Annotated in this window: 26 protein-coding genes; 24 read left to right on the plus strand and 2 right to left on the minus strand. The window is 58.9% G+C overall.

The genetic code is table 11. The annotated features are described in order from the left end of the window. Position 1 precedes the first annotated feature (1 nt). From BLS30_RS14010 to BLS30_RS14050, 9 genes are all read left to right on the plus strand, one after another. A complete protein-coding gene (locus tag BLS30_RS14010) occupies positions 2-397 on the plus strand; it encodes a DUF3168 domain-containing protein (protein ID WP_090229697.1) in 396 nt (131 codons plus the stop codon). A gap of 21 nt (positions 398-418) precedes the next feature. Then, on the plus strand, positions 419-817 hold the full coding sequence (locus BLS30_RS14015; RefSeq protein WP_090229700.1) for a phage tail tube protein: 399 nt from the start codon (positions 419-421) through the stop codon (positions 815-817). Between the two features lie 2 nt (positions 818-819). Then, entirely contained in the window at positions 820-1,245 is a 426-nt protein-coding gene (locus BLS30_RS14020) for a hypothetical protein (RefSeq protein ID WP_090229703.1), read from the plus strand. A gap of 138 nt (positions 1,246-1,383) precedes the next feature. Continuing rightward, complete coding sequence (locus BLS30_RS14025; protein ID WP_090229706.1) at positions 1,384-3,132, plus strand: hypothetical protein; 1,749 nt, start codon at positions 1,384-1,386, stop codon at positions 3,130-3,132. Continuing rightward, on the plus strand, positions 3,129-3,968 hold the full coding sequence (locus BLS30_RS14030) for a hypothetical protein (RefSeq protein ID WP_090229708.1): 840 nt from the start codon (positions 3,129-3,131) through the stop codon (positions 3,966-3,968). Before BLS30_RS14025 ends, BLS30_RS14030 begins: the two co-directional genes overlap by 4 nt. Beyond that, a complete protein-coding gene (locus tag BLS30_RS14035; protein WP_090229711.1) occupies positions 3,965-6,769 on the plus strand; it encodes a hypothetical protein in 2,805 nt (934 codons plus the stop codon). The genes BLS30_RS14030 and BLS30_RS14035 overlap by 4 nt, the downstream gene beginning before the upstream one ends. A gap of 11 nt (positions 6,770-6,780) precedes the next feature. Continuing rightward, the gene (locus BLS30_RS14040) at positions 6,781-7,491 is read left to right on the plus strand and encodes a hypothetical protein (protein WP_090229714.1); all 711 of its coding nucleotides are present in this window, start codon (positions 6,781-6,783) and stop codon (positions 7,489-7,491) included. Continuing rightward, on the plus strand, positions 7,491-8,129 hold the full coding sequence (locus tag BLS30_RS14045; RefSeq protein ID WP_090229716.1) for a hypothetical protein: 639 nt from the start codon (positions 7,491-7,493) through the stop codon (positions 8,127-8,129). The genes BLS30_RS14040 and BLS30_RS14045 overlap by 1 nt, the downstream gene beginning before the upstream one ends. 65 nt (positions 8,130-8,194) lie before the next feature. Beyond that, entirely contained in the window at positions 8,195-8,938 is a 744-nt protein-coding gene (locus BLS30_RS14050; RefSeq protein WP_090229719.1) for a sulfotransferase family 2 domain-containing protein, read from the plus strand. 64 nt (positions 8,939-9,002) lie between these two features. Here the strand turns inward: BLS30_RS14050 and BLS30_RS14055 are convergent, their stop codons facing one another. After that, a complete protein-coding gene (locus tag BLS30_RS14055; protein ID WP_090229722.1) occupies positions 9,003-9,233 on the minus strand; it encodes a hypothetical protein in 231 nt (76 codons plus the stop codon). A gap of 121 nt (positions 9,234-9,354) precedes the next feature. Between BLS30_RS14055 and BLS30_RS14060 the strand changes: the two genes are divergently transcribed. The 3 genes from BLS30_RS14060 to BLS30_RS14070 all read left to right on the plus strand — a co-directional run bounded on the left by BLS30_RS14060 (position 9,355) and on the right by BLS30_RS14070 (position 10,877). After that, complete coding sequence (locus BLS30_RS14060; RefSeq protein WP_090229726.1) at positions 9,355-9,825, plus strand: hypothetical protein; 471 nt, start codon at positions 9,355-9,357, stop codon at positions 9,823-9,825. Between the two features lie 132 nt (positions 9,826-9,957). Continuing rightward, entirely contained in the window at positions 9,958-10,533 is a 576-nt protein-coding gene (locus tag BLS30_RS14065; protein WP_090229729.1) for a lysozyme, read from the plus strand. Positions 10,534-10,574: 41 nt separating this feature from the next. Then, a complete protein-coding gene (locus BLS30_RS14070; protein WP_090229732.1) occupies positions 10,575-10,877 on the plus strand; it encodes a hypothetical protein in 303 nt (100 codons plus the stop codon). A gap of 179 nt (positions 10,878-11,056) precedes the next feature. Here the strand turns inward: BLS30_RS14070 and BLS30_RS14075 are convergent, their stop codons facing one another. Further along, positions 11,057-11,500, minus strand: coding sequence for a hypothetical protein (locus BLS30_RS14075; protein WP_090229735.1), 444 nt, complete (start codon positions 11,498-11,500; stop codon positions 11,057-11,059). Between the two features lie 362 nt (positions 11,501-11,862). On the opposite strand from BLS30_RS14075, the gene BLS30_RS14080 reads away from it, so the two are divergent. From BLS30_RS14080 to BLS30_RS14150, 12 genes are all read left to right on the plus strand, one after another. Beyond that, positions 11,863-12,903, plus strand: a complete 1,041-nt coding sequence (locus BLS30_RS14080) for an HWE histidine kinase domain-containing protein (protein WP_244512442.1) — start codon at positions 11,863-11,865, stop codon at positions 12,901-12,903. Beyond that, a complete protein-coding gene (locus BLS30_RS14085; protein ID WP_090229741.1) occupies positions 12,896-13,282 on the plus strand; it encodes a response regulator in 387 nt (128 codons plus the stop codon). The genes BLS30_RS14080 and BLS30_RS14085 overlap by 8 nt, the downstream gene beginning before the upstream one ends. Before the next feature lie 378 nt (positions 13,283-13,660). Continuing rightward, positions 13,661-14,884 carry a tyrosine-type recombinase/integrase gene (locus tag BLS30_RS14090; protein WP_090229743.1) on the plus strand — a complete coding sequence of 408 codons (1,224 nt, stop codon included), beginning with the start codon at positions 13,661-13,663 and terminating at the stop codon, positions 14,882-14,884. Further along, entirely contained in the window at positions 14,884-15,705 is an 822-nt protein-coding gene (locus BLS30_RS14095; protein ID WP_139165359.1) for a hypothetical protein, read from the plus strand. The genes BLS30_RS14090 and BLS30_RS14095 overlap by 1 nt, the downstream gene beginning before the upstream one ends. 453 nt (positions 15,706-16,158) lie before the next feature. Continuing rightward, complete coding sequence (locus BLS30_RS14110; RefSeq protein WP_090229754.1) at positions 16,159-16,947, plus strand: hypothetical protein; 789 nt, start codon at positions 16,159-16,161, stop codon at positions 16,945-16,947. Between the two features lie 144 nt (positions 16,948-17,091). Continuing rightward, positions 17,092-18,069, plus strand: coding sequence for a hypothetical protein (locus BLS30_RS14115; protein WP_139165360.1), 978 nt, complete (start codon positions 17,092-17,094; stop codon positions 18,067-18,069). Next, complete coding sequence (locus tag BLS30_RS14120) at positions 18,062-18,775, plus strand: hypothetical protein (RefSeq protein ID WP_090229759.1); 714 nt, start codon at positions 18,062-18,064, stop codon at positions 18,773-18,775. The genes BLS30_RS14115 and BLS30_RS14120 overlap by 8 nt, the downstream gene beginning before the upstream one ends. Before the next feature lie 220 nt (positions 18,776-18,995). Next, a complete protein-coding gene (locus tag BLS30_RS18525) occupies positions 18,996-19,214 on the plus strand; it encodes a helix-turn-helix domain-containing protein (protein ID WP_425284166.1) in 219 nt (72 codons plus the stop codon). Between the two features lie 513 nt (positions 19,215-19,727). Continuing rightward, positions 19,728-20,273, plus strand: a complete 546-nt coding sequence (locus BLS30_RS14135) for a hypothetical protein (RefSeq protein ID WP_139165361.1) — start codon at positions 19,728-19,730, stop codon at positions 20,271-20,273. Further along, positions 20,270-20,563 carry a hypothetical protein gene (locus BLS30_RS14140; protein ID WP_090229769.1) on the plus strand — a complete coding sequence of 98 codons (294 nt, stop codon included), beginning with the start codon at positions 20,270-20,272 and terminating at the stop codon, positions 20,561-20,563. The genes BLS30_RS14135 and BLS30_RS14140 overlap by 4 nt, the downstream gene beginning before the upstream one ends. Beyond that, positions 20,560-21,354: a hypothetical protein gene (locus BLS30_RS14145; RefSeq protein ID WP_090229772.1), complete on the plus strand. Its 795-nt coding sequence runs from the start codon at positions 20,560-20,562 to the stop codon at positions 21,352-21,354. Before BLS30_RS14140 ends, BLS30_RS14145 begins: the two co-directional genes overlap by 4 nt. Next, positions 21,351-21,683 carry a hypothetical protein gene (locus BLS30_RS14150; RefSeq protein WP_090229775.1) on the plus strand — a complete coding sequence of 111 codons (333 nt, stop codon included), beginning with the start codon at positions 21,351-21,353 and terminating at the stop codon, positions 21,681-21,683. The genes BLS30_RS14145 and BLS30_RS14150 overlap by 4 nt, the downstream gene beginning before the upstream one ends. The last annotated feature ends 100 nt before the right edge of the window (positions 21,684-21,783 follow it).

Here is a 21,783-nt window from a genome sequence, read left to right on the forward strand (position 1 = left end):
GATGGAAGAGGCGATGATTGCCCGGCTGCTCGCCGATCCCGGCGTGGCGGCATACGCCAGCACGCGCATATATCCAGTGTCTCGTCCGCAAGGAGATCTGCTCCCCGCCGTCACCCTCCAACGGATCGACGGTGGCCCGACGTATTCCGACGATGGCGAGACCGGACTCGGCAATGCGCGCGTGCAAATCGACACGTGGGCAGCCACCTACGAAGTCGCCAAAACACTATCCCGCGCCGTCACCGCATCGCTGTCAGCGTTCCACGGCATCGTTGGCGGGATCGACTTTCAAACGATCCTGCTGAACGACGCACGCGACTTCCGCGAGGCCGGCGGCAACCAGGTCGAATATTTGTTCCGCGTCTCACTCGATTTCAATGTCTGGTGGCGCACCTAGCGCCGAATAAAGGAGGCCATCATGCCTGCAAACGTCGGCCGAACTCAGTTCGTCTACTGGGGAGACGACAGCCCCCAGGAGCTCGTCGCGGGAGTTCGGGAGAAGGGGATCACGCTCAATGGCGAGCTTATAGACGTCACCAATGACGACTCGTCCGGATGGCGTGAGCTGCTCAACGTGGCAGGGGTCCGCAGCGTCGATATTCCAGTCAGCGGAGTTCTAAAGACTAGTCGATTGACGGACGACTGGTTTGCCGGAAATCGCATTCAGAACTTGACGTTTGAGTTTTCCGATGGCCGCACCCTGACCGGCAAGTTTGGCCTCGCTGAATACGAGGAGACCGGCGAGCATGAAGGGGAGATTACGTTCGAGGTGACATTCCAGTCGACCGGCGTGGTCATCTATACACCGGCGGCCTGAGCATGAGCATCTTTGAGCCCATTCAACTGGCCTGGGAAGACCGGGAATATGAGGTGCCGTCCGACCGCGTTATGGGGGCGATCCAGCGTATCGAAGACGTTGTGACGCTGCAGGAACTGCTCGCCTACGGGGAACGCGGTGTCGCTCCGCAGGCGAAGGTGGCGGCGGCTTACGCGGCGGTCCTTCGCTACGCCGGCTGCCCGGTCTCGGACGATCAGGTTTATTTGGGGATGTTCGGTTCGGGCGCGACGCAGCAGGCCATGGTCAATTCGATCAATGGTCTGTTGACGATGATGATTCCGCCGAGCCTGCGCTCTGGGAAAACGAAGGCGCCCCCTGAGGGAAATGGGTCCGCCCCGGCTCGGCCGGGGCGCGGGCGGCGTTCGTCGCGGCGGCGTTCAAAGCGGCGGTCGGGGCGGGTTGGTTAAAGCCCGCTGAGTTCTGGGCTCTGCATCCCCGCGAGTTCTGGTGGTTGTTTGAGGCCCACACGCCGCCCCCGACCTTCGGAAAGAAGCACAAGACCACAGCCGACGAGTTCGATTCCATCATTCAGGATCTGAGAGCCCATGGCCAAAAGCGCAGAAGTCGGCGCGCTCCGCGTGCGCCTGACGATGGATGCCGGTGAATTCACCCGCGGCACGAAGAACGCCCAGACGGCCATTGGACGTCTCGGCCGCGGCCTGGCGTCGGCGGCCGCTGTCGCCGCCAAGGCGGGCGCGGCGATCGCGGCGGCCGTCACCGCTGCCGGTGTCGCCGTGGCGGCCGCCGTGCGCGGCAACATCGCGGAGATCGACCGCATCGGAAAGATGGCCCAATCCGTCGGGATCGCGGTCGATGAATTGTCACGGCTGAAGCATGCCGCAGAACTGTCAGGCACGAGTTTAGAGGGGCTCGCGACGGGCGTTAAACGCCTCAGCGCCAACATGCAGGAGATCGCCGCCGGCGAGGTTTCCAGTGCTGCCGCGCGATCATTGAAAGCGCTCGGGATCTCAGCAACGGACTCGAGCGGCGCTCTGAAGTCGGCGACGGCCATCTTGACCGAGGTGGCAGGCCGTTTTCAGGGTATCGAAGACGGCGCCGGAAAGACAGCATTGGCCATGGCCTTGTTCGGCAAGAGCGGGGCCGATCTCATTCCGATGCTGAATGCCGGTTCTGAAGGGCTCCGCGCCATGATGCGCGAGGCCGATGAGCTTGGCATCGTTTTCGATACCAAGACGGCCGCTGCCGCCGCTCAATTCCAGGACACATTGCATCGTCTGAAGCGCGTCAAGGATGGCATTGTGACGACGGTCTCGGCACGTATGCTTCCCACGCTTCAGACGTTAGCAAGCCACCTGCTGACCCTCGCGAAGGATACAAAGACGCTCGATTTTGCCGCAGACGCCCTCGCCTTCACGCTCAAATCTCTGGTCTCTATCGGTATCCTTATCGGCGCTGCGTTCAAAAATCTCGCGACTGTTGTCGTCTCGGTCGCAAAGGCGGTCATGGCGAGCGCCGAGGGCGAATTCAGTCAAGCCTATGCGATCCTCAAGGATGGCGTCGTCGATGTCCTCGAAACGACGCGAGGTTCATTGGTTACGCTCCGTGATCTCTGGCTGGAAACGGGCCAGATTATGGAGCAAACCGCGGTCAACATGCCGGCGAAAGTCGCGGCGCCGATCATTCAATCAACCCAGGACGTGGCCGCGGCGCAGCGTGACCTGAATATGGCTATGCGCGAAGGACAGGCGATCACCGAGAGCTTCAGGCAGCCCTATGAAATTCTCGCTGCAGAACAATCCCGGCTCAACGAACTTTTCCGACGCGGAGCCATTGACGCCACGACGTTGGGGAAGGCTGGCGCTCAAGCCGCTTGGGCGATGCAGAACGCCTACGCATCTGCAGCTTCCGGCATCGGCACCGCGCTAACGAATGTGTTCAACCAATCGAAGGGCGTGGCTATCGCGTCCGCGTTGATCAATACTTATGAAGCCTTCACGCGCGCGCTGGCCAACCCGCCAGGACCGCCGTTTTCTTATGCGCAGGCCGCGGCTGCACTCGCGAACGGATTTGCCCAGGTTCAGAACATCCGCTCAACGAGCAAATCCGGCTCAGGTGGCGGAAGTGGCGGAAGCTCGGGCGGTGGTGGCGCAGGTCGGGCGCCGGCGTCTACCCCGACGCCCGCACAGGGTCGCTCGCTGACCATTCAGGGGTTTGATCCGTCGGCGCTCTATTCTGGATCGGCCGTCAAGGGCATTATCGATGAGATCAACGCGGCCGTAGCGGACGGTGCGGTGCTGATCTCCACCGAGACGCGGGCGAGGGCGACGGCATGATCGTCATCAGCCGCGACCTGGTGCTCGCGCCGCCGGCGATGCCCGCGGACGTCAATGCCGATAATCCGCTCATCGGGTGGCAGAACATCGTCAGCGTGGACACGGTCTCCGCGACCCAGGAGGATCCGGACTTTCCCGTCGCTAATCTGGCGAACCCGAGCACGGCCCCGCGTCAGGCCTGGCGCGGCGTCGATCTCGACCCCTTCACAATTGAGCTGACGATCGAAACTACCGAGGAGATCGATTACGTCGCGCTGGCCGGGCACAACTTGGCGGGCCGGACGGTCACCGTGGAGGGTACGATCGGCGACGAGGTGGGCAGTCCGCCGGAGCAAGAGTGGTTCGAGCTGGTGCAAGAAACCATGCTCATCTCGAACGAGCCCATGCTGTTCCGGTTCGTACCGCAGTCGCTCTCTGGCCTGCGCCTGGTCGTCTCTGCGGGGCTCGCCGTGCCGCGCCTAGCGGTCATGTACTGCGGCGCACTTCTCGTGCTGCAGCGGCGCATCTACGTGGGGCATCAGCCGGGCCCGCTCAATCGGAAAACCGACCGATCCGTCGGCGTGTCCGAGAAGGGCAATTTCCTCGGCCGTGTGATCCGCAGCCAATCGACGGCCACGGCGATTGAACAACGCAATCTCACGCCGGAGTGGTATCGGGAGACCTTCGAACCGTTCGCGAAATTCGCAGACCAGAACCCTTTTTTCTGGGCCTGGCGGCCGGGATCCTACCCGCGCGAAGTGGGGTTTGTGTGGACGGTCGGGGATATCTCGCCAGCCAATGAACAGCCGAATGGGATGATGGGCGTCTCGATCGACGTCGAGGGGATATTCGAGTGACGACCGGCAAGGCGCTGACCGTCGTCGAGCTCGACGTCGACATCTACCGGCTTACGCAGTGTGAAACCGAACGCGTCGGCGTGGCCCCGTCGCGCTTCACCAGCCAGTGGGGTTCGAACGCGACCGCCGAGATCGTCACTGACGATGCCATGCCCACCGGTAAGGCTTTGGCGCTCGAGAACACCGGCGCGCAGGATCTCATCGCCTGGCAATGGACGCGGCCGCCCGCAATGAGCCAGGCGGAGGTGCGGGCGCTGTTTCGCGTCCCCAGCCGAGGCTCCCCGGAAGTCTTCGGCACGCCCGGCATCGTCATGCGAGGCTCCGGGACAGAGGGCACCGAAGGCGGCTATCTGGTCGCGTTCATCGGCGACGGCACCGAGATTGGCATTTATCGGATCATTGCTGGAACGCCGACCGAACTCGCGACCGCCGACTTCGCATGGGACGTCGAGCAAAGCCTCTGGCTGCTCGTCAATATCGTCGACATCGCCGGCGGCGCGTCGATCCGGGTGAAAGTGTGGAAGGGTGAACTTGCCGCCGCGCCGTCGCTGTTCACATTCTCCTACGATGACACGGCATCCGCGATCACCACGGCCGGATGGTGCGGGCCGACGATCGGCGCTGCGGGGGAGCTGGTCCACGTCGGGCATTTCATGGCGCGTAGCCTTTTCAAAACACAGGTGGAGACGCTGCGCTACGCCATGTCGACGGACTACCTGCCGGCGGACCTCAACGCGCAGGCCGACATTCAGTCCGTATCTCTGTCGCCGGGCACGGTCGCGATCGGCGAGTCCATGGGCACGCGCGGGCGGCTCACCGTGCAATTCAAGGATCACCCGTCGGCGGACGACGGCGAGGGTTATCGCAGCGGCACCTATTGGGGCAAGTTTCGGGCGCGGTATCCGCATCTTGAGAACAGCGCCATCCGGTTGAAGCGCGGGCTCCTCAGTCAGGCCTTCGCGGACTGGGAAACCAAGCACTACATCGTGCAAAGTTTCGACGGGCCGACACCAGGAGGCGCTTTTGCGGTCACGGCGCAGGACCCGCTCAAACTCGCCGATGGCGACCGGGCGCAATGCCCGATGTTGTCCAACGGATTCCTGGTTTCTGGGATTAACAGCTCGACGACGTCGGCAACGCTAGCGCCGGCCGGCATCGGCGATGCCGAGTATGCGGCGTCGGGGTATGTGGCGCTGGGCGGCAAGGAGATCTGTGCGTTCACGCGATCCGGGGATGCCCTCACGCTGACGCGCGGGCAGTTTGGCACGTCAGCTCAGGACCACAGTGCCGACGACCGCGTGCAGCAATGCGCCTACTACAACGCGGCCAAGGCCAGCGCGATTCTCGCGGATCTGCTGACGACCTATGCCGGCGTTCCCTCAAGCTTCATTCCGAGCGCGGCGTGGGAGGTGGAGGACGATAATTTCCTGCAGCTGCTTTATACGCGCGTCATCGCCGAGCCGACGCGGCTCGATACGCTGATCAACCAACTCATTCAGCAGGCGGGATTGTCGATTGCGTGGGATGACGAGCAACAGCAAATCCTGTTTCAGGTGCTGCGCGGCATCACCCTCGATGCGGAAACCATAGACGAGGGCGAAATCCTTCAAGGCACGCTCAAAACCAAGGAGCAGCCGGAGAGCCGCATCAGCCAGGTGTGGGTCTCTTACGGAGTGCTCAACCCGCTAGAGCCGCTCGACGATCCCAACAACTACCGGTCAACCCGTGCGACGGTCGACGGCGAAGCCGAAGCCAATTATGGCGCGAGCCGCATCAAGAAGATTTATGCTCCGTGGGTGCCGAGTTTTGCTGCGCAGACGGCGGAGCGGATCGGCGACCTGCACCTTGGCCGGTTTGTGCGTCCGCCGCGCAAAATCTCATTTGATCTTTGGCGGCATGGCGCGCGCGACGTGCAAGTCCTGCGCGGGTATCGTGTGCGCTGGGACAGCAATCAGGATGAGGCCGGGAACGTCGTTTCCGCAGGCGCTCCGGTCCAAGTCATCCGACGGCTAACCTCCTCAGACCGGCTCTCTGTCGAGTGCGAGGAAATGCTGTTCCAGAGTTTCGACGCAGGCGACCTCACGAACTGCGTTATCACGATCGATTCCAACATCACGAACGTGCATCTGCCCTCCCTGCATAATTCCATATACCCGCCGTTGACCGATCAAGATGTCATCGACGGCGTCAATCTCACTGTCGTTATCGCGGCGAATGTCATCGTCGGCTCGACATCCACATCCGCCGCCGCTCTTGATGTGGGGACGGCGGCGGATTGGCCCGCCGGGTTGCCGATTACCGTTGAGATTAACGGACGCGCACAGGGCAAAGGCGGGAATGGCGGTATCGGCAGGGGTGAAACGCAGGGGGGCGTGAACGGGCAAGCCGGTGGGCCAGGCCTGTTTACACGCGTTCCTATCGCTATTGAATTTGGTGATGCCGGTCAGATTTTTGGTGGCGGCGGTGGTGGCGGCGGCGGCCGCACAGCCAACGATGGGGCGTTTACCGCTGGCGGCGGCGGCGGCGGCGCAGGAACGCTCCCTGGTATTGGAGGGAACAGCAAGGGGACAGGCAAGGCCGCGGATGGAACGTCAGAGAGTGGCGGGGCCGGACGCAACACGCCGTACGGTGATGGTGGCGATGGCGGCGATCCCGGACAATCCGGACAGAACGGCACGAAGAATATTCCGTTTGGTGGCGCCCCTGGCATTGGAGGCGCTCCCGGAGCGGCGATCGACGGCGATAGCTTCGTGACGATATCCATTGGCCCCGGCGACATTCGCGGGCCGCAGATTAATTGAGGACGTAACTCATGGCGGAAGCAATCTGGCAAGCTACGATCGTCGACGATGCTGGGAACGTCCAAGATGGTGCGACCGTTTCTGTGCATCGTATGGAAGCCGGATTTCCGCTGGCGCTCATCCACAGCGACCGCGCCGGTACTGAAGTTAAGGGGAATCCGTTCTCTGTCGGGTCTGATGGGTTTGCGGCGTTCCACGCTCCGGGAGGTGTGTATCGCATCACGGCAACCAAGGGCGCGTTTTCAAAGACCTGGGACTATGTCGCCATCGGGCGCGGCAGCGAGATTGATCCGGGCAGCAGTGCGCTTCTGGACACGGCATCGGACACTGAGGTCAACGAGAAAGCGCCTGATCGTGTGATGACCTCAGACGTTCTGTTCAGCCCCCTTGTTCCGGCGACGGTGACAAGCAGTGCGACACCGGGGATTGATTTGGCCCTTGGACGCAAGTTTCGGCTGACGTTCGACGAGTCCTTCGTTTTGCAACTGCCCACACACTGTGCGGTCGGTGACGAATTCGTCGTCCATTTCACAGAGGGATCGGGATCGGGGGTCACCGCAGGCTTTGCGGCAGGGTATGTGGGTTCTGACGAGGAACTCCCGACGATCAACACGGGCGCTGGGGATCGCACACGAGTGCACTGCGAGGTGACCGCTGTGAGCGGAACGACGGCGACGGAAGTTCTTGTCGTGGCGGCTGGCGGATTGTGGGGGGCTCCATAATGGTGCTCCCGTTTTCGCCAAGTCTGCTTGGAGTCATTGGGAAAAAAAAGATATTCAGCCGCGAATACATTACCAGCGCTAGCTACAATTCTGGCGGCGCGGCGCATACGTTTAATGGCGTAAACATCGGATCTCCAGCATCTGACCGTCTCGTGGCGGTGTGCGCCATTTATGCCTGGAACCAGAACACAAATTTCACGACAATCTCTATTGGTGGTGTGGACGGAGACATTGTTGGTCAGAATGATGGCTCCAATGTTGGTATGGCGATAGCCTATCGGCGCGTGACGGGATCAATTACGACCGCGGACATAGTTGTGAATTACTCCGGAACTCCGGCGCGCTCCGAGATTCACGTGTTTCGCATTAGTGGTCAGACGAGTGATGTACCGTATGACTTTCACTTCCCGGCCGGCGGCGGCGCGTCGAATCGATCGGCCACACTGGATCTTCCTGCCAAGGGTGGTCTTATCGCGGCGGCTTATGATGCTGGTAGCGGATCGTGGACAAACGCAACTGAGGACGCTCAGCTTTCTGAAAGTTCGTGTGCCTCGTCCGTGTCGGACACCCTTCAGTCTGGTCTGACCGTTACCTGTAGCGGCAATGTGCGGGCTATTGGCGCTGTATCTTGGGCTTAGACGGTGCACTCCAACCTTCCGCCGTGGTAAGTTAAGAGATGGCTTAATTCCCTTGGGGGGCGGCGATGATCGTGAGTCACTCTCATAGATACATCTTCATGCACTGCCGAAAGACCGCAGGAACCTCGGTTACGGTCGCGCTGGCTAAGCACCTAGGCCCCAGAGACATCCAAATCGGAGCTTGGCGAGAGGCAAGGGCAGCAGGAGTACCGTTTAACAGGCGTTTTTGGCTCGATCTCGCAACCCCTCGCAGTGCTGCCCGCATCATGAAAACTATTGTGAAATACCAACGGCTGGAGATTAAAGATCTCAGCATAATTCACAAAGCACGGCACGCGGCGAGATTTGGTCGAGATGCGCCACACGCTAGTGCGGAGATCGTCAAGGCGCAGTTTCCCGCCGAGTGGGACAAGTATCTCAAATTTTGCTTTGTGCGAAACCCCTATGCGCAGGCGGTATCTTCTTGGAAGTTCCACACGCTCCGGTCTGGCAACCAGTACTCATTCACTCGATATCTAGAGATGGCTGAACTTGGGGATGATGAAGATCTCTTGCCCGACGCCGTAACCAATTGGCCGATATATACGATCGACGACAAGATCGCAGTTGATTTCGTCGGTCGGTATGAGACGCTGGATCGAGACATGACGACGATCATGGATCGCTTGGGGTTGGTAAAAGAGCAAATGCCGGTCACGAAGAAGTTTGCGGCGACCTCCGACTATCGAGACTTTTACACGGAAGACGACCGCAAGCGCGCATTCAGATTGTTTGAGAAGGAAATCGAAACCTTCGGATATACCTTCTAAGCACAAGCCTAAACGGCCGTCTCGCGATAGATGGGCGGCCGGTTCACACTGGGCAGTTTAGTGTCTAGTCGCGACTCTCAGTCGATCGCCAATACCGCCACGCGCAAACCGACATCGCAAGCGCTGTAGTTACGCCTGAGGCAACGCCAACCGCTGCAACCAAGGCGAGATCCGTTACCGTCATTGGCAATCCGGCAGCAACAAACATAATACCTCCGACAAGCACCATCGACGCCACCGCAATAATTGCGCCGGCGATGATTGCAAAAATTGGGTCTAGCTCGTCCTGAAGCATGACCTCACCTCCCTTTTCTAGAAGCTAATTACTAGCCGAGTGCGCAATCAATCACGCGCAGCGAATATTCCGTGCAAGGGCGATTACGCCAGCGTTATTCCACACAATTCGGAGACTTATCATGCTGACAGCGCTGATTTCGGCGTTGACCGGACTCGTGTCCGGCATCGTACCGGACGTCCTCAAAGAGGTCCGCGACTCCCGCGACCACGTGCGGGAAATGGATTTGATCCGCCTGCAGCACGACCTGCAGATGGCGCGCCTTCAGGCGGAAGCCGGGTCGAAACTCGAGGCGGCCGAGACCGGTATCGTCGCGGAGGAAATCCGTGCGTTCCGCGAAAGCCTGACGGCCATCGTCGAGAGCCAGGGGCGGCCGACCGGCATCGCGTGGATTGACGGCCTTAACGCGGTGCTCCGCCCTCTGACGGCTGGCGTCTTGATCGTGCTTCTTGTGTTCGTGGCGCTGGGCTTTTCCAGCGTGATCGACCACGCCGCGTTCTCCGCCCTGTTCATTGAAGCTGTGCAGGCGGTGTTGGGCTTCTTGTTCGGCTACCGCTCGTCGCGGAAGTGTCCGACGCCGGCGGCGCGCTAAAGCGCACGCGCTGCTATTCGCGCTGTCGCGCGGCAGCTCCGCGGGGGCGGACTTCGTCCGGGTCGCAGTCGCTCCCGGACAGGAGATAGCCGCGGGCGACGATATCCCTCCTGACAATATAGAGTTGAACGCATGGCTATCCCGCGCGAGGCGCTCGACCTCATCAAAGAGTTTGAGGGGTATCTCAAACAGCTCGGTGACGGCTCGGGGCGCGTGAAGCCGTACCTCTGCCCCGCCCGTGTGGCGACGATCGGCTACGGGTCGACCTTTTACGAGGACCACCGCAAGGTGCAGCTCAGCGATCCACCGATCACTCGGCCCCGCGCGGAGGCGTTGCTCGCCTTTGAAGTCGGGCAGATCTGCGAACCCGCCGTCGACCGTTACGTCCGTGTCCCCCTCCACCCGCTGGCGCGTGGGGCGTTAGTGTCCTTCGCGTTCAACTGCGGCACGGGGGCGCTGAAGTCATCGACGTTGCTTAAGCGGGTCAATGCTGGGCGCTGGGATGACGTGCCGCGCGAATTCAGTAAATGGCGCATGGGCGGCGGCGTTGTTCTGCGCGGCCTGGTGCGTCGCCGCGCGGCGGAAGCGGAGATGTTCATGACCGGCGTCAGATTAGGCCCGCAGGCCGCTGCACCACCCCTGCCGACACGCCCGCCCGGCACTTCGCCCACCTGGTGGGGGCGGTTCTGGACGTGGATCACAGGCTAATTCGAACCCGAGACGGGAGCTCACGATGATGAGGGCCGCGCATGCTGAATGGTTACACCCACGACCCGATGGCGCTGGGCGTTCTGCTGGGCCGCCTGGACGCCGAGAGCAGCCGCCAAACAGAAATTCTCCTCGCGTCGTACGAGGAGACGCGGGCGCTCCGGGCGGACCTGCGCGATCTGCCCGCCCGCATTGCCGCGCAGCTCCCGAAACAACGGCCGCGGATCCACATCGGGCGATGGCTCAAGGCGGCTCTGGGTATGCTCATCCTCGCCCTCGCCGTCGCCGGAAAGATCACATGGAGCGAGGCGCTGCCCATCCTTCGTGGTGCGCTCGGGTTCTGAACTTCGCCTCATGGGATCTCGGCGATGAGATCCTCGCCGCCTGTCTCGTCGTGACGCTGATCGTTATCATTATCTGAGTTTGGTCAGCGCGCCCGCGTCTCCCGGCGCCCTCACGCCTGATCGAAAGCCCCCGTCACCGGTGCGCTCCCGGTGGCGGGGGCGCTCTTTTTTGCGGCTGTTCAATTAGTCGAGACGTTTCCTCGAATATCGACGCCGACCATTATCGTGTTGCCGTCTTTCATAGCCGTGCCACGCCAGATTCCACTCTCGTCCTTCATCAACTCGGAAATATTAGTGTATCCCTGCTGAGCGAGATGTGTGCGGGCTTGCTTTTCCGTGAACAGATTGCCGCGCTCCGCTCCCTTCGCGTCAGTCGTTGCAGGATGATTGGAGGGTGTCCGGTCAGAGGTGCCTTCTTCAGTCTGGCCGGCGTCTGTTCCAGCTGCACCGCTGCGGCTCGCGCCCTGACTTCGGTCAGGCGTCTTATTGCCCGGTGTGCGATCCGACGTTTTGTCTTCGCCTGAGTTCTGAGCCAGCAGTCCGCGCGTTTCCGCTAATACTGATGTTAGGCCAACCGCACCGACGGCCAATATCGAAGCGCCCACAATTATAGCTTTGAACATATTTTTTCTCCTCGGGAATACGATGGATTCCCATCTCGAAGTAAACACTCCGAGCTATCGGTTAGTTCCAGCGTATCTTTTCGGAAGGGCTGCGGGTCAATTCGTCCGAACTTCAGGAGTTTCGAAACTGGGGCTATGGCACCTCAAGTGCGAACCCGCGACTGCGACGTTCGTCTCAGGCATTCTCGACCTTGCGTTCTTTCACGGTGCAGTGCAGGCTTTTCCGAGGTACGCAATACGGAAGGTGCTAGCATTAACCCGGTGGGCAGATGATCCCACACTTGTCCACGCCTTGAGTACAGTGATCGGCAGCGGTCAGGTCATGTCCCAGCATCGATCGATGCATCGGAGGAATGCCGAAGATGCCAAAGAAGTCAAAACAGCAGATTGACGCCGAAGCCGATGTGCAAGGCTTCAAGAACGAGCTTGGTCCCTTCGTAGTTGCCGCTGAGACGACACGCATGGCCATGGTTTTTGCCGATGCGAAGCACCCCGACAATCCCATAACTTTCGCCAACGATAGCTTTCTCTCCTTGACCGGCTATGCGCGCGCAGAGGTACTTGGTCAAAGCTTCAATTTTATTTTGGCGCATGCTGCTGACGCGGAGGCGTTGCAGAAAATCGACCATCAATTCCTGGCCGCATCCGACGCTGGTGCCGAGATTCGATACCGCCGCAAGGATGGCAGTGAGTTCTGGGCGGCTCTCTTCGTTAGTCCGGTCCGGTTAGAGGACGGAGAAATTGTTCAATACTTTGCATCGTTCGTCGACCTCACGGCACTCAAAGTCGAGCAAGCGCATTCGAGGGCTCTCATCGACGAGTTGAACCATCGCGTGAAGAATACCCTCGCCATGGTGCAGTCGATCGTCTGGCAGGCAACGCGGACGGCGACCGATCCAAGTGTTATCCGAGAAGCAATCGAGTCCCGATTAATGGCACTTTCACGGTCGCATGATCTGCTGACAAGAGCGAATTGGGAGGGTGCAGGGCTCGTCGATCTGCTACACGACGCATTGGAGCCGTTTAGGGTTGACGGCAGAGCCGATCGTATCGCGATCGAGGGCGAGAACATTCGCTTCCCGCCAGAATCAGCGCTAGCGCTTGGAATTTCTTTCAATGAGCTTGCAACCAACGCAGTAAAGTACGGAGCGCTGTCGAACTCTACAGGATCCATCCATGTGGGATGGAAATTGGAATCCACCGGTCAGGGCCGCCGGCTAGTTCTGCAATGGCGGGAAAAGTGTGGACCGCCGGTGAGCCCCTCCTTACGCAAGGGGTTTGGCTCGCGTGTGATTGAGCATGGTTTGGACGCATTCGGCGCCACTGTGGAACTCGATTTCCGACCAGCCGGCTTGCTATGTACAATGAGTATTCCAGTTCCCGAAGGGGCCCCCCATGAATAGCATCTTAACGGGCCGTCGTATTCTCCTCGTCGAGGATGAAACGCTCATCAGCCTAATGATTGAGGACATGCTAGTGGAACTCGGATGTGGGGCTGTGACGAGCGCCGCCACCGCGAACGCTGCGGTCGGTCTGGTAAGTCGGCAAGCGTTTGACGCCGCTCTGGTGGATATGAACCTGAATGGCACAAGTAGCCGGCCGGTGGTCGAGGCGCTCGCTGCGCGGGGGATTCCGTTCGCTATCGCTACCGGAAACAGCGTCGACGATATGTGGGGCGATTTTCGCGACCGCGCCGTCCTACGGAAACCATTTGGGAGTGACGACTTGTCCGACGTACTAGCTCGCCTGCTTCGAACCGAGCGGCAGTCCAGTATCCAATAGCTGTTAAGCGCGGCCGCGTCTCCCGGCGCCCTCACGCCTGATCGAAAGCCCCCGCCACCGGTGCGCTCCCGGTGGCGGGGGCGCTCTTTTTTGTTTGTGGTGGGGAACTTTTCGGCGGGAAGCCCTGGAACACAGTGGTAAAAATCGGTTCCCCACTCCGGTCTAACTTATTGATAAACCTCAATTGAGTAGGTCCCGTAGGGAGCGCCAAGCCGACATTCATAGACGTCCATATCCGTCCAAGTTCGGCTCGATTCTTCCCCTAAATTCAGGCCTCATTTCATTCACAGGAATTCACCTGAGTTCGCTGGCATTCGCGAATTTTGTTGGTATTCTTGTTGTCAGGTGGGTCGCGAATACCAACACTCGGGGGTATCGATGCCGCTGACTGATTCTACTATCCGCAACTCGAAGCCGCACGCCAAGCCTTATAAGGTCTCGGACGGTGGCGGCCTCCACCTGTTGGTGCAGACCAACGGTTCGAAGCTCTGGCGCCTCGCCTATCGCTTCGCGGGCAAGCAAAAGACTTTGGCGCTGGGTAGTTATCCGACTGTTTCGCTGCAGAAAGCCCGTGAGGGGCGCGACGCCGCTAAACGGCTCTTATCCGATGGCATTGACCCCAGCGTTCAAAAACGGCGTCAGCGGCTTGCTGAAAGAGTTTCTGCGAACGCCACGTTTAAAGCCGTTGCGATCGAGTTCGTTAGCAACCGGCGCCATGTTCTCACGCCGCGCTATGCGGATGAGCTGCTGCGGCGGCTTGAGGCCGATATCTTTTCAGCGCTAGGCCACCGGCCAATCGCCGATATTGATGCTCCCGAGTTGTTGGCTGTGCTGCGCAAGGTCGAAAAGCGTGGTGCGTTGGAGCAAGTCCGCAAGCTACGCCAGACCATCGGGCAAGTGTTCCGCTATGCGATGGTCACCGGCAGGGCCAAGAATGATCCCTCTATCGCTCTTAAAGGAGCGCTTAAACCCAAAGGGCGTGTGCGCAATCACACGCCTATGCCGCGCGACGAGCTGCCGACGTTTCTTCGATCGCTCGACAGTTATGACGGAGATCCCAGAACAGCCATCGCGCTACGTCTAATTGTTCTGACAATGGTGCGAACCGGCGAATTGCGCACTGCCCGTTGGCCGGAATTTGAACATCTCGATGCGCCCGAGCCGCTTTGGCGGGTTCCGGCTGATCGCATGAAGATGAAGACGGAGCATCTTGTTCCGCTGTCGCGGCAAGCTGTTGCCACCTTGAATGAGTTGCGTGAGTTGCCCGGTACTGGTGACGGATATCTGTTCCCGTCGCCGTCGCGTGAAGGCTTCATGTCGAACAACACCATGCTCTATGCGCTCTATCGCATGGGCTACCACGGCCGCGCCACCGTGCACGGATTCCGCGGTGTGGCGTCGACCATTCTGAACGAGATGGGCTTTCCATCAGATTGGATTGAGCGTCAGCTTGCCCATGATGAGCGAGATGACGTGCGCGGTGCGTACAACTCTGCACAGTATCTCTCTGGACGACGCCAAATGCTGCAGCACTGGGGCGATTTCCTCGAGGAAGTGAAATCGTGCGGCAAGGTCACCTTGTTGGCACGGGAGGCGGCGTAATGGATGGTATGGACGCCACTGAAAAAACAGTGAGTAGGGTCCTTCGTCGTGCGAGCGGGGTATGGCGCGCAATGTCCGTTCCGATACAGCCTCCAAACTATGAAGAAGTCAAACTGTCCGCTGCGGGCGTCGATCGCATCATTGCAGCGGTTGAGGGAACGGGTCGAGTGCGTGCGCCGCGCGAACTAGATCGGGAAAAGTTGCGCAAGGCGCTCAGTCGTTGTTGGTATCACCACGCAGAAAACAGGTTCTTCAAAGCTACCCGTGATGAGGCTGAAGCGGATCGCAGGCGAATTGACGACATCGTCAAGACCTTAGAGCGCTTGCTGCAACTGCTTGACGCTTCGCACGAACCTGACACTTCACACGTAATTTGCTGGCTTGCTTGGAACGGCGATAGTGAAGTGCCGCGGGTGGTTCACATTGAAAACCTGGAGGGGTTTAAGCACCTATTCGGGTGGACACATTTCTTTTTCAAGCATGCGCCGCCGGAGTCGGTTGAAAAACTGGCATGGCTCGCTAGCAACGTGGAAAGCTTACAACGGCTTAAAGTTGCCGCCACGCTTAGCAGCCATGAAATGCAAAAAATAGCTGAGATCACAAGCAAAGTGTCTTTGAAGGACATCTTGGCGAGTTCGTTTCCGGAAATTTATCTTGAATATTTTGAACGGGAACCTGGTAGTGGGCGCCTGAAGGACGGCTGCGCTAACAGTCCATACATTCGGTTTGCTCTAGCTGTTGGTGAGGCGTTTGGCGAGGACCTAAAGGCCGAAACGATCATCAAATATCTCCAGCATTGGAAAAAAAATAGAAGTAAATAATTTTTTCTACAACGTCACAGTTTCCGAAAAATCGTTCATTTCTAGCCCTCATGACCATAACCGTTCATGAGGGCAACCATGGAAAGCATCCAACAGAAACTAGCCTACACACCTCAGAGTCTTTCGCAATTCGCGGACGTGGGCAAAACCCGTATTTTTGAAGCGCTCAAGCGAGGCGACTTAAAAGCTCGCAAATTCGGACGAAAAAATCTGATTTTGCACGAAGACGCCGTTGCTTGGCTCAAGTCACTGCCGGAGGCGTGACGGGATGAAAAGGCGCTGCGATCATTGTGGAAATACGTTCGAAACTGCGGGCATCGCTGACACGGTTCTAGTGACTATTGCAACCGTTGCGATCTTCTTTCTTTTTTGGATATTCACGTACAGCGAAGAAGCTTGCGCGGCAGGCGGGATGGAGCTGAGGTGTCATATTCACCAGTGGGAGGATTTGACGTGATTGTCCCTCCGGCTCACGTGATCTATCCGAAATCCCCGATTATGGTCGGCAAGGTCATTTTTCTTACCTCTACCGGCGCTGGCCAATGGCAAGTCCCAAACGATTGGAACGATGCTGACAATGATATCCACTGCATTGCAGCTGGCGGAGGTGGCAATAACAGTGCTGCTAACGGCGTCGACGGCGGCGGAGGTGGGGCGTACGCGTCTGTTTCCAATATTTCCCTAACGCCTGGTGCGATGATCGACTACCACGTTGGTCCTGGGACTGGCGGCACCGGCAGCGGCGGACACACGTGGTTTAACGGCACAAGTTTAAGCAATTGCAGCGTTGGGGCGGACAGCGGGAACGGTGGTTCACAGAACCGCGCCGGCGGATCCGCATCAGCGAGCGTTGGAACAATTAGGTTCTCCGGTGGCTCGGGTGGTTTTGGATTTAGCGGCAGCGGCGGTGGAGGCGGTGCCGCGGGTGGGCCGAATGGAAACGGCGGTAATGGTCAAAGCGGGGCAAGTGGGAGTCGCGGTGGCGCTACGGCAGGCGGGATAAGCGGCGGCTTTCCCGGTGGGCCCAAGGCTGGAAACATGGAGGTTTCGTGGCTCGCAACTGGTGGGGGCGACGAGACGGCCGGTCCCGGGTCGGGAGGTGCCGGCGGCTGGCAGGGTCCTCCGGGTGGTAACGGCGGCTTTTATGGCGGCGGCGGTGGTGGTGGTGGCGCTAGTCAGGGCGGTGGTGGCGCCGGTCGCCAGGGTATCATCGTAATTCGGTACGTGCCCTTAAAAGAATGAGTTCAGCGAAAATGACTGAAATAGAAAAACGCCGCCCGTGCGAGGGGCGGCGACAATTAGAACTCAAATATCCGATGGCGCTGAATGTAGCGCGTTTGACTGGAATTTTCAATGTCCAGATCGCCATCACTCACAAAATGTGTGGTGGCGATGGCAAACCAACCCCCAGATAACGACCCCCTTGCGGGCATGACCGCGAAGCGGATTTGGTTCGATTGCATTTGGCTCAGCGAAGAGCGGACCGCAGTCAAACTGATGTTGCTCTGCATCGGTCGCTTCTTCGACGACAACGCACAATCATCGTCGATGAGCTATACGCAGGTCGCCCGCGAGTGCAGCTTGACCGACAGGGGTGCCAAAAAAATCGCAGGCGAGGTCCGCGACCGCTGGCTTAGAATCGAGGTCAACGCGGGATATCACGTTCCTGGAAAAGGGCGCACGAATCGTTACAGCGGCATCGCCCCAAATGCGCTTGTCGAGAAACTGCGGGACCGCGAAAGAACCAAAAGCGGGGTGAACCATATTCACCCCGGTCCTGATTTCGACGTGAACCACGTTCACCCCGAAGCCGAGCGGGGTGAACGAAATGACATAGCGGGGTGTTCTCAGTTCACCCGTACTCAGAATAACTCAGATAGTAAGTTAGTAGTTGATGGCGCGATCAGGTTTGAGATTTCTGATTCAGAGCTGGAAACATTCAACGGCATCTGCAGCGCTTGGAGAAAAGAACCCGATCTAGTTGCAAAGCGAATCGATAGGTCGAAAACCGACGAGGCGTTTTTCAAAGCGATAGCGCCCTACGGAACAACCGACCCTGACATTCTACAGATCGCCGTTTCGAATGCCATGCTGGCTCTCGATGGTGCGTGCGAGAACGCCAACAGCAATAACTGGCGCAGCGCCGTCAATTGGTTCTCAAGGGCGCTTCCGAGCAAAATCACCGACGCGCAGCTCGATCAAGCCAAGGCGCAGGCCCGCGCACGCTCAGAAAAAGAAATCCAGACCGAGCTTCACAACCAGCGTAGGGCCGGCCTCAACGGCTCCGGCCGCAGAAAGTCGCGTGAGCGACCCAGCATGGATGACATCCTTCAACAAGCATTCAGGACTGACGAACATGACTAACCAACTCATCGTTAGAGAGGGTCGGCATATCGCGACCACCGACAGCAGGCCGCAACTGCCCAAAGCCATTCAGGAGGGCATCCGTGATCTTCGCCTCGCGTTCCCTGCGGGTCCTTCACAAACCTCAGCCGATGCGGTGCGCAGCGTACAGCTTTATGCGGAAGCGTGTGCTGGCTTTGAGGCCGATGTTGTTGAGTACGCCTTGCAGCATCTCCGCTATCACAACATCAACAACCCATGGCCCGTGACCGTGCAAGATCTCAACGAAGTCTGCCGTTTGACGCGCAGTAGTTGGAAGTGGCGTACCGCCGCCCACTATGGGGCCGGCAATAAGGAGGGATGGGAGTCTGAGGTTTTTGGTTCGAGCTACACGTGGGGCGGACACCGAGAGGAGCCAAAAACGAGCTACGAGCGACACAGAGCAGTCATGCGCAGTCTGAATGATCACGGACCGCCTCCTGGCGAACCGGGCTGCTATGTGGGCTCTGATCTCGTCCTAAAGCTGCTGAATGAGGCGCTGCGGAATGACGGTGAGATTCCTGAGTGGAACATCACCAAGCTGGCCGAAGCGTCAGCAGAGAAATGGGACCGTTTCCCGAAGGAAATCCTCACAGCTAACGAGCGAGCTGTGATTGAGGCAAAGCGCTTGCGGCACTCAGAAATAATGGCGAGGCTCCACGCTAGCGTCAGGGGCACCATAGAGTGATGACGCAGATAATACTGCGTAGAAACTGTGTGATGACGGCTTTTTTCAAGGGCGCAACTTAATGAAGGTACGACCTAACCCGACTGCCTCTGTGGTGGCTTTAGAGGAATGCCGTCCTCGGCAGCTTCCTGCCTTAAGGGGGAATCGTCCTGCCGCAAATGGGCAGCCTCCTGCCTCATCAATTCCACATCATGCGTGTTTGACCGCGGCTGACCTCCCAATGGTTTTAAAGCTTGCCCGAGCTGGAATGGGGTGGAGTCAAGTTGATCTGGCTAAGGTTGCCAGGCTGTCACCAAGAACGCTTCGGGGCATCGAGAACGGCGAAGTTGATCCGCGGTGCAGCACATTCGAAAAACTCCGGAATGTCCTCAAGCATCATCACGTCGCAATCTGGAAGGACGATAATGGCAGGCTGGGTGTTGTGGTGGGGCGCAGTTAAGCATCCAGTGCCCTGGCTCAACCCTCCCGTAGCGAAGCTTGTTCATTCATAATCGTTCATAAGTATTCATGCGTCCATTCATCTGAATGATTATTGATTGTTATTGTTTTTTCTTTCAATTTTTACTGTTTCTGCTACAATAGTTGCATTATTCAAAGTAACTTTGAGGGGCAATGAACATTCCGATCAGATACGCTGCGCAAGAGCTCGGCGTGGATCCTCGCACAGCTCTCAGCATTCTTGCGGCGCATGGCGTGGACGTTCATCGGATTGGACCTCGAACAAGAGTGGTCGACGCCGCAGAGGTCATCGAGCTCAAGGCGCGGCTAGCTCGATCCATGAAACAGTGTTCCTAGCGTACTGCCGAAGATCCTGAGCAGAGAGCTCGGCTCTCGATCGTTGGTAGGAGCGGCTCGTGGGCGTGAGTGCGTGAAAGACCTCGGGCGGGTCGAGTGTTCCCAGCTGCCGGTGGGGTGTGTGTGCCGGCAGATTTCTCAACTGAGGGAACGGAAGATGGGAAGAAAGCGACTTGTGAACCATGTTGAGACGCCTGCGCCGACTGAGATGACGGCGCGCGAGAAGTTGGCTGATCTTGCGAAACGTCGTCGCGAAAATGAGTTCCTTGTCCCTCCACCAATTCCATTATCGGTTTTGAACAGGGCGCGAGCCCGTCGTCCCTATAGCCACATCCTGGGACCGCCTCCGGAAGAGCACGCCAACAACAAGCTGTTGGAGCACATGCAGCAGTGGCTCCGCGACATCGCCGATGCTGGCGGATTTATTTCGGACCTCCGCAAGGCTTGGGGAGCGTGGCAGCCCCAACTTGGGGCAGTGAACGCCAAGCATCAGATGTTCAACCACCTGGACAAATTAGAACGGGACGCGCGCCGCCGAGAATGCGATCTCCGCAATGAGGCAGAGTGGGAGCGCAAGCGTGATCCGCAAACTAAAGCAGAAGCGAAGGCTGCAGCTGATCGCATTCGTCAGCAATACATCGCCCGTGCTGAGAAAGTTATGGAGGCGGCAAGACAAGGCCATTGGATTGGGGATCGAGCATGAGTGAATACGGACGGAACGTTCTTGGCCGCGTGACGGCTCGTATGGCCCGCTGCGATGAGGATGCCCGACATTGGCGCACGCACCAACGGTGCCTGACGGACAAGGAAATTGCACGGCTGGACAAGGTTGATCCTTGGCAGGCGGCCGTCGAGCGTTGTGTTCAGCGCGAGCGCAGTGACTTCGAAAAGTATGCCCTGATGGAACGCGAGCACGACCTCGAACACATCGACGATGTGACAGTCGGCCCTGCGCTTCAAGATGGCCCTGACGACTGGAGCAACCCGAGATGATGGACAGCGATTTTAATAGCGGTGACGCCACCTTCGACAATGATGTTGGCGTGTCGGAAGACCTGATCGAGACATGTGGCGGCGGCATTCCTGACGATGGCGAGCTGGCCGATGATGCAAGCAACGAACCGTCTGGCGATTTCGACGATGGTGCTGATGACAAGCCCGAAACTCGGATAGCTGCCGCACAGCGCCAAGCGGATGAATGGCTAGAACAAGCTGAGCAAGCACGTTTCGATCATGCGCTGGATCATCAGCTTAGTGGCATTCCCGACGTTGCCGAAGATCCGATTGGGCACTTTCAGGCAAAGTTCCAAGCGCTGGAAAACCAACAGCAGCAACAGCAATTCTGGGGGACCGTCATCGAGTCTGAAAAGGCCATTCGCGAGACCACGCCCGACTATGACGACGCCTGCCAGCATCTCGAATCCAGCCGTGTCCGAGAGCTCGAGCGATCCTTGCCCGATGATGATGCACGCAGCTGGGTTGCCGCGCGTCAAGCTGGCTTCAACACTCCGGCTGATCTGCGTCGAGCTCAGCTGGATCAGGATCGCGTTGGCGTCGCCCAGCTCGCCATTCAACGCGGCATGAGCCCCGCACAGCTCTATTACGAACTAGCCGCGGATCGCGGCTACCAGCCTAAAAGGCAGACCCGCACGACTTCACCGGGCGGACGGCGCTCGGCGTCAGCGGACCTACCGACCCCGGACTTCACGACCCCGGATGAAGACCTCGTTGCTTGGGATGCCGAATGGAGCAAATACGAAAAAGCAGCGCGGGCGGCCGGATGACCAAAGCGAAGACACCAGCTAAGCGCGTGAGCCAGGCCTCTCGCAAGAAGGTCTCTGGCGAAGTGCCGCGCGTCGGGCATCTGGACTCGTTGGCCGGCGTGTTGCGTGAGCTTGGCTGTGTCTACCGCGAAGCGCGAACCGGGAAGTTGCCTTTGGATAAGGCGACAAAACTGGCCTACGTCCTCAAAGAGATGAGGGCTGCGCTTGAGGCCATCACGATCGAACGAATCGAAGAACGACTGGCCGAGCTTGAAAGCATGAAAATCATCAACGGACACGCGAACTCTGGCGACCAGAGCGCAACTCGAAAGACTTTCGGCGCGCATTGATGGTCGTCCGAAGTTCACGTCTGCGTTTCGCGTTTAAAGAAATCGGTGCCTGCGGCTTGGTTTTGTTCGTGAAATCGGCCGCGGGCATCAGTTGGGAAAA

Origin of the sequence: Filomicrobium insigne, assembly GCF_900104305.1 — a bacterium.
Lineage (GTDB): Bacteria > Pseudomonadota > Alphaproteobacteria > Rhizobiales > Hyphomicrobiaceae > Filomicrobium > Filomicrobium insigne.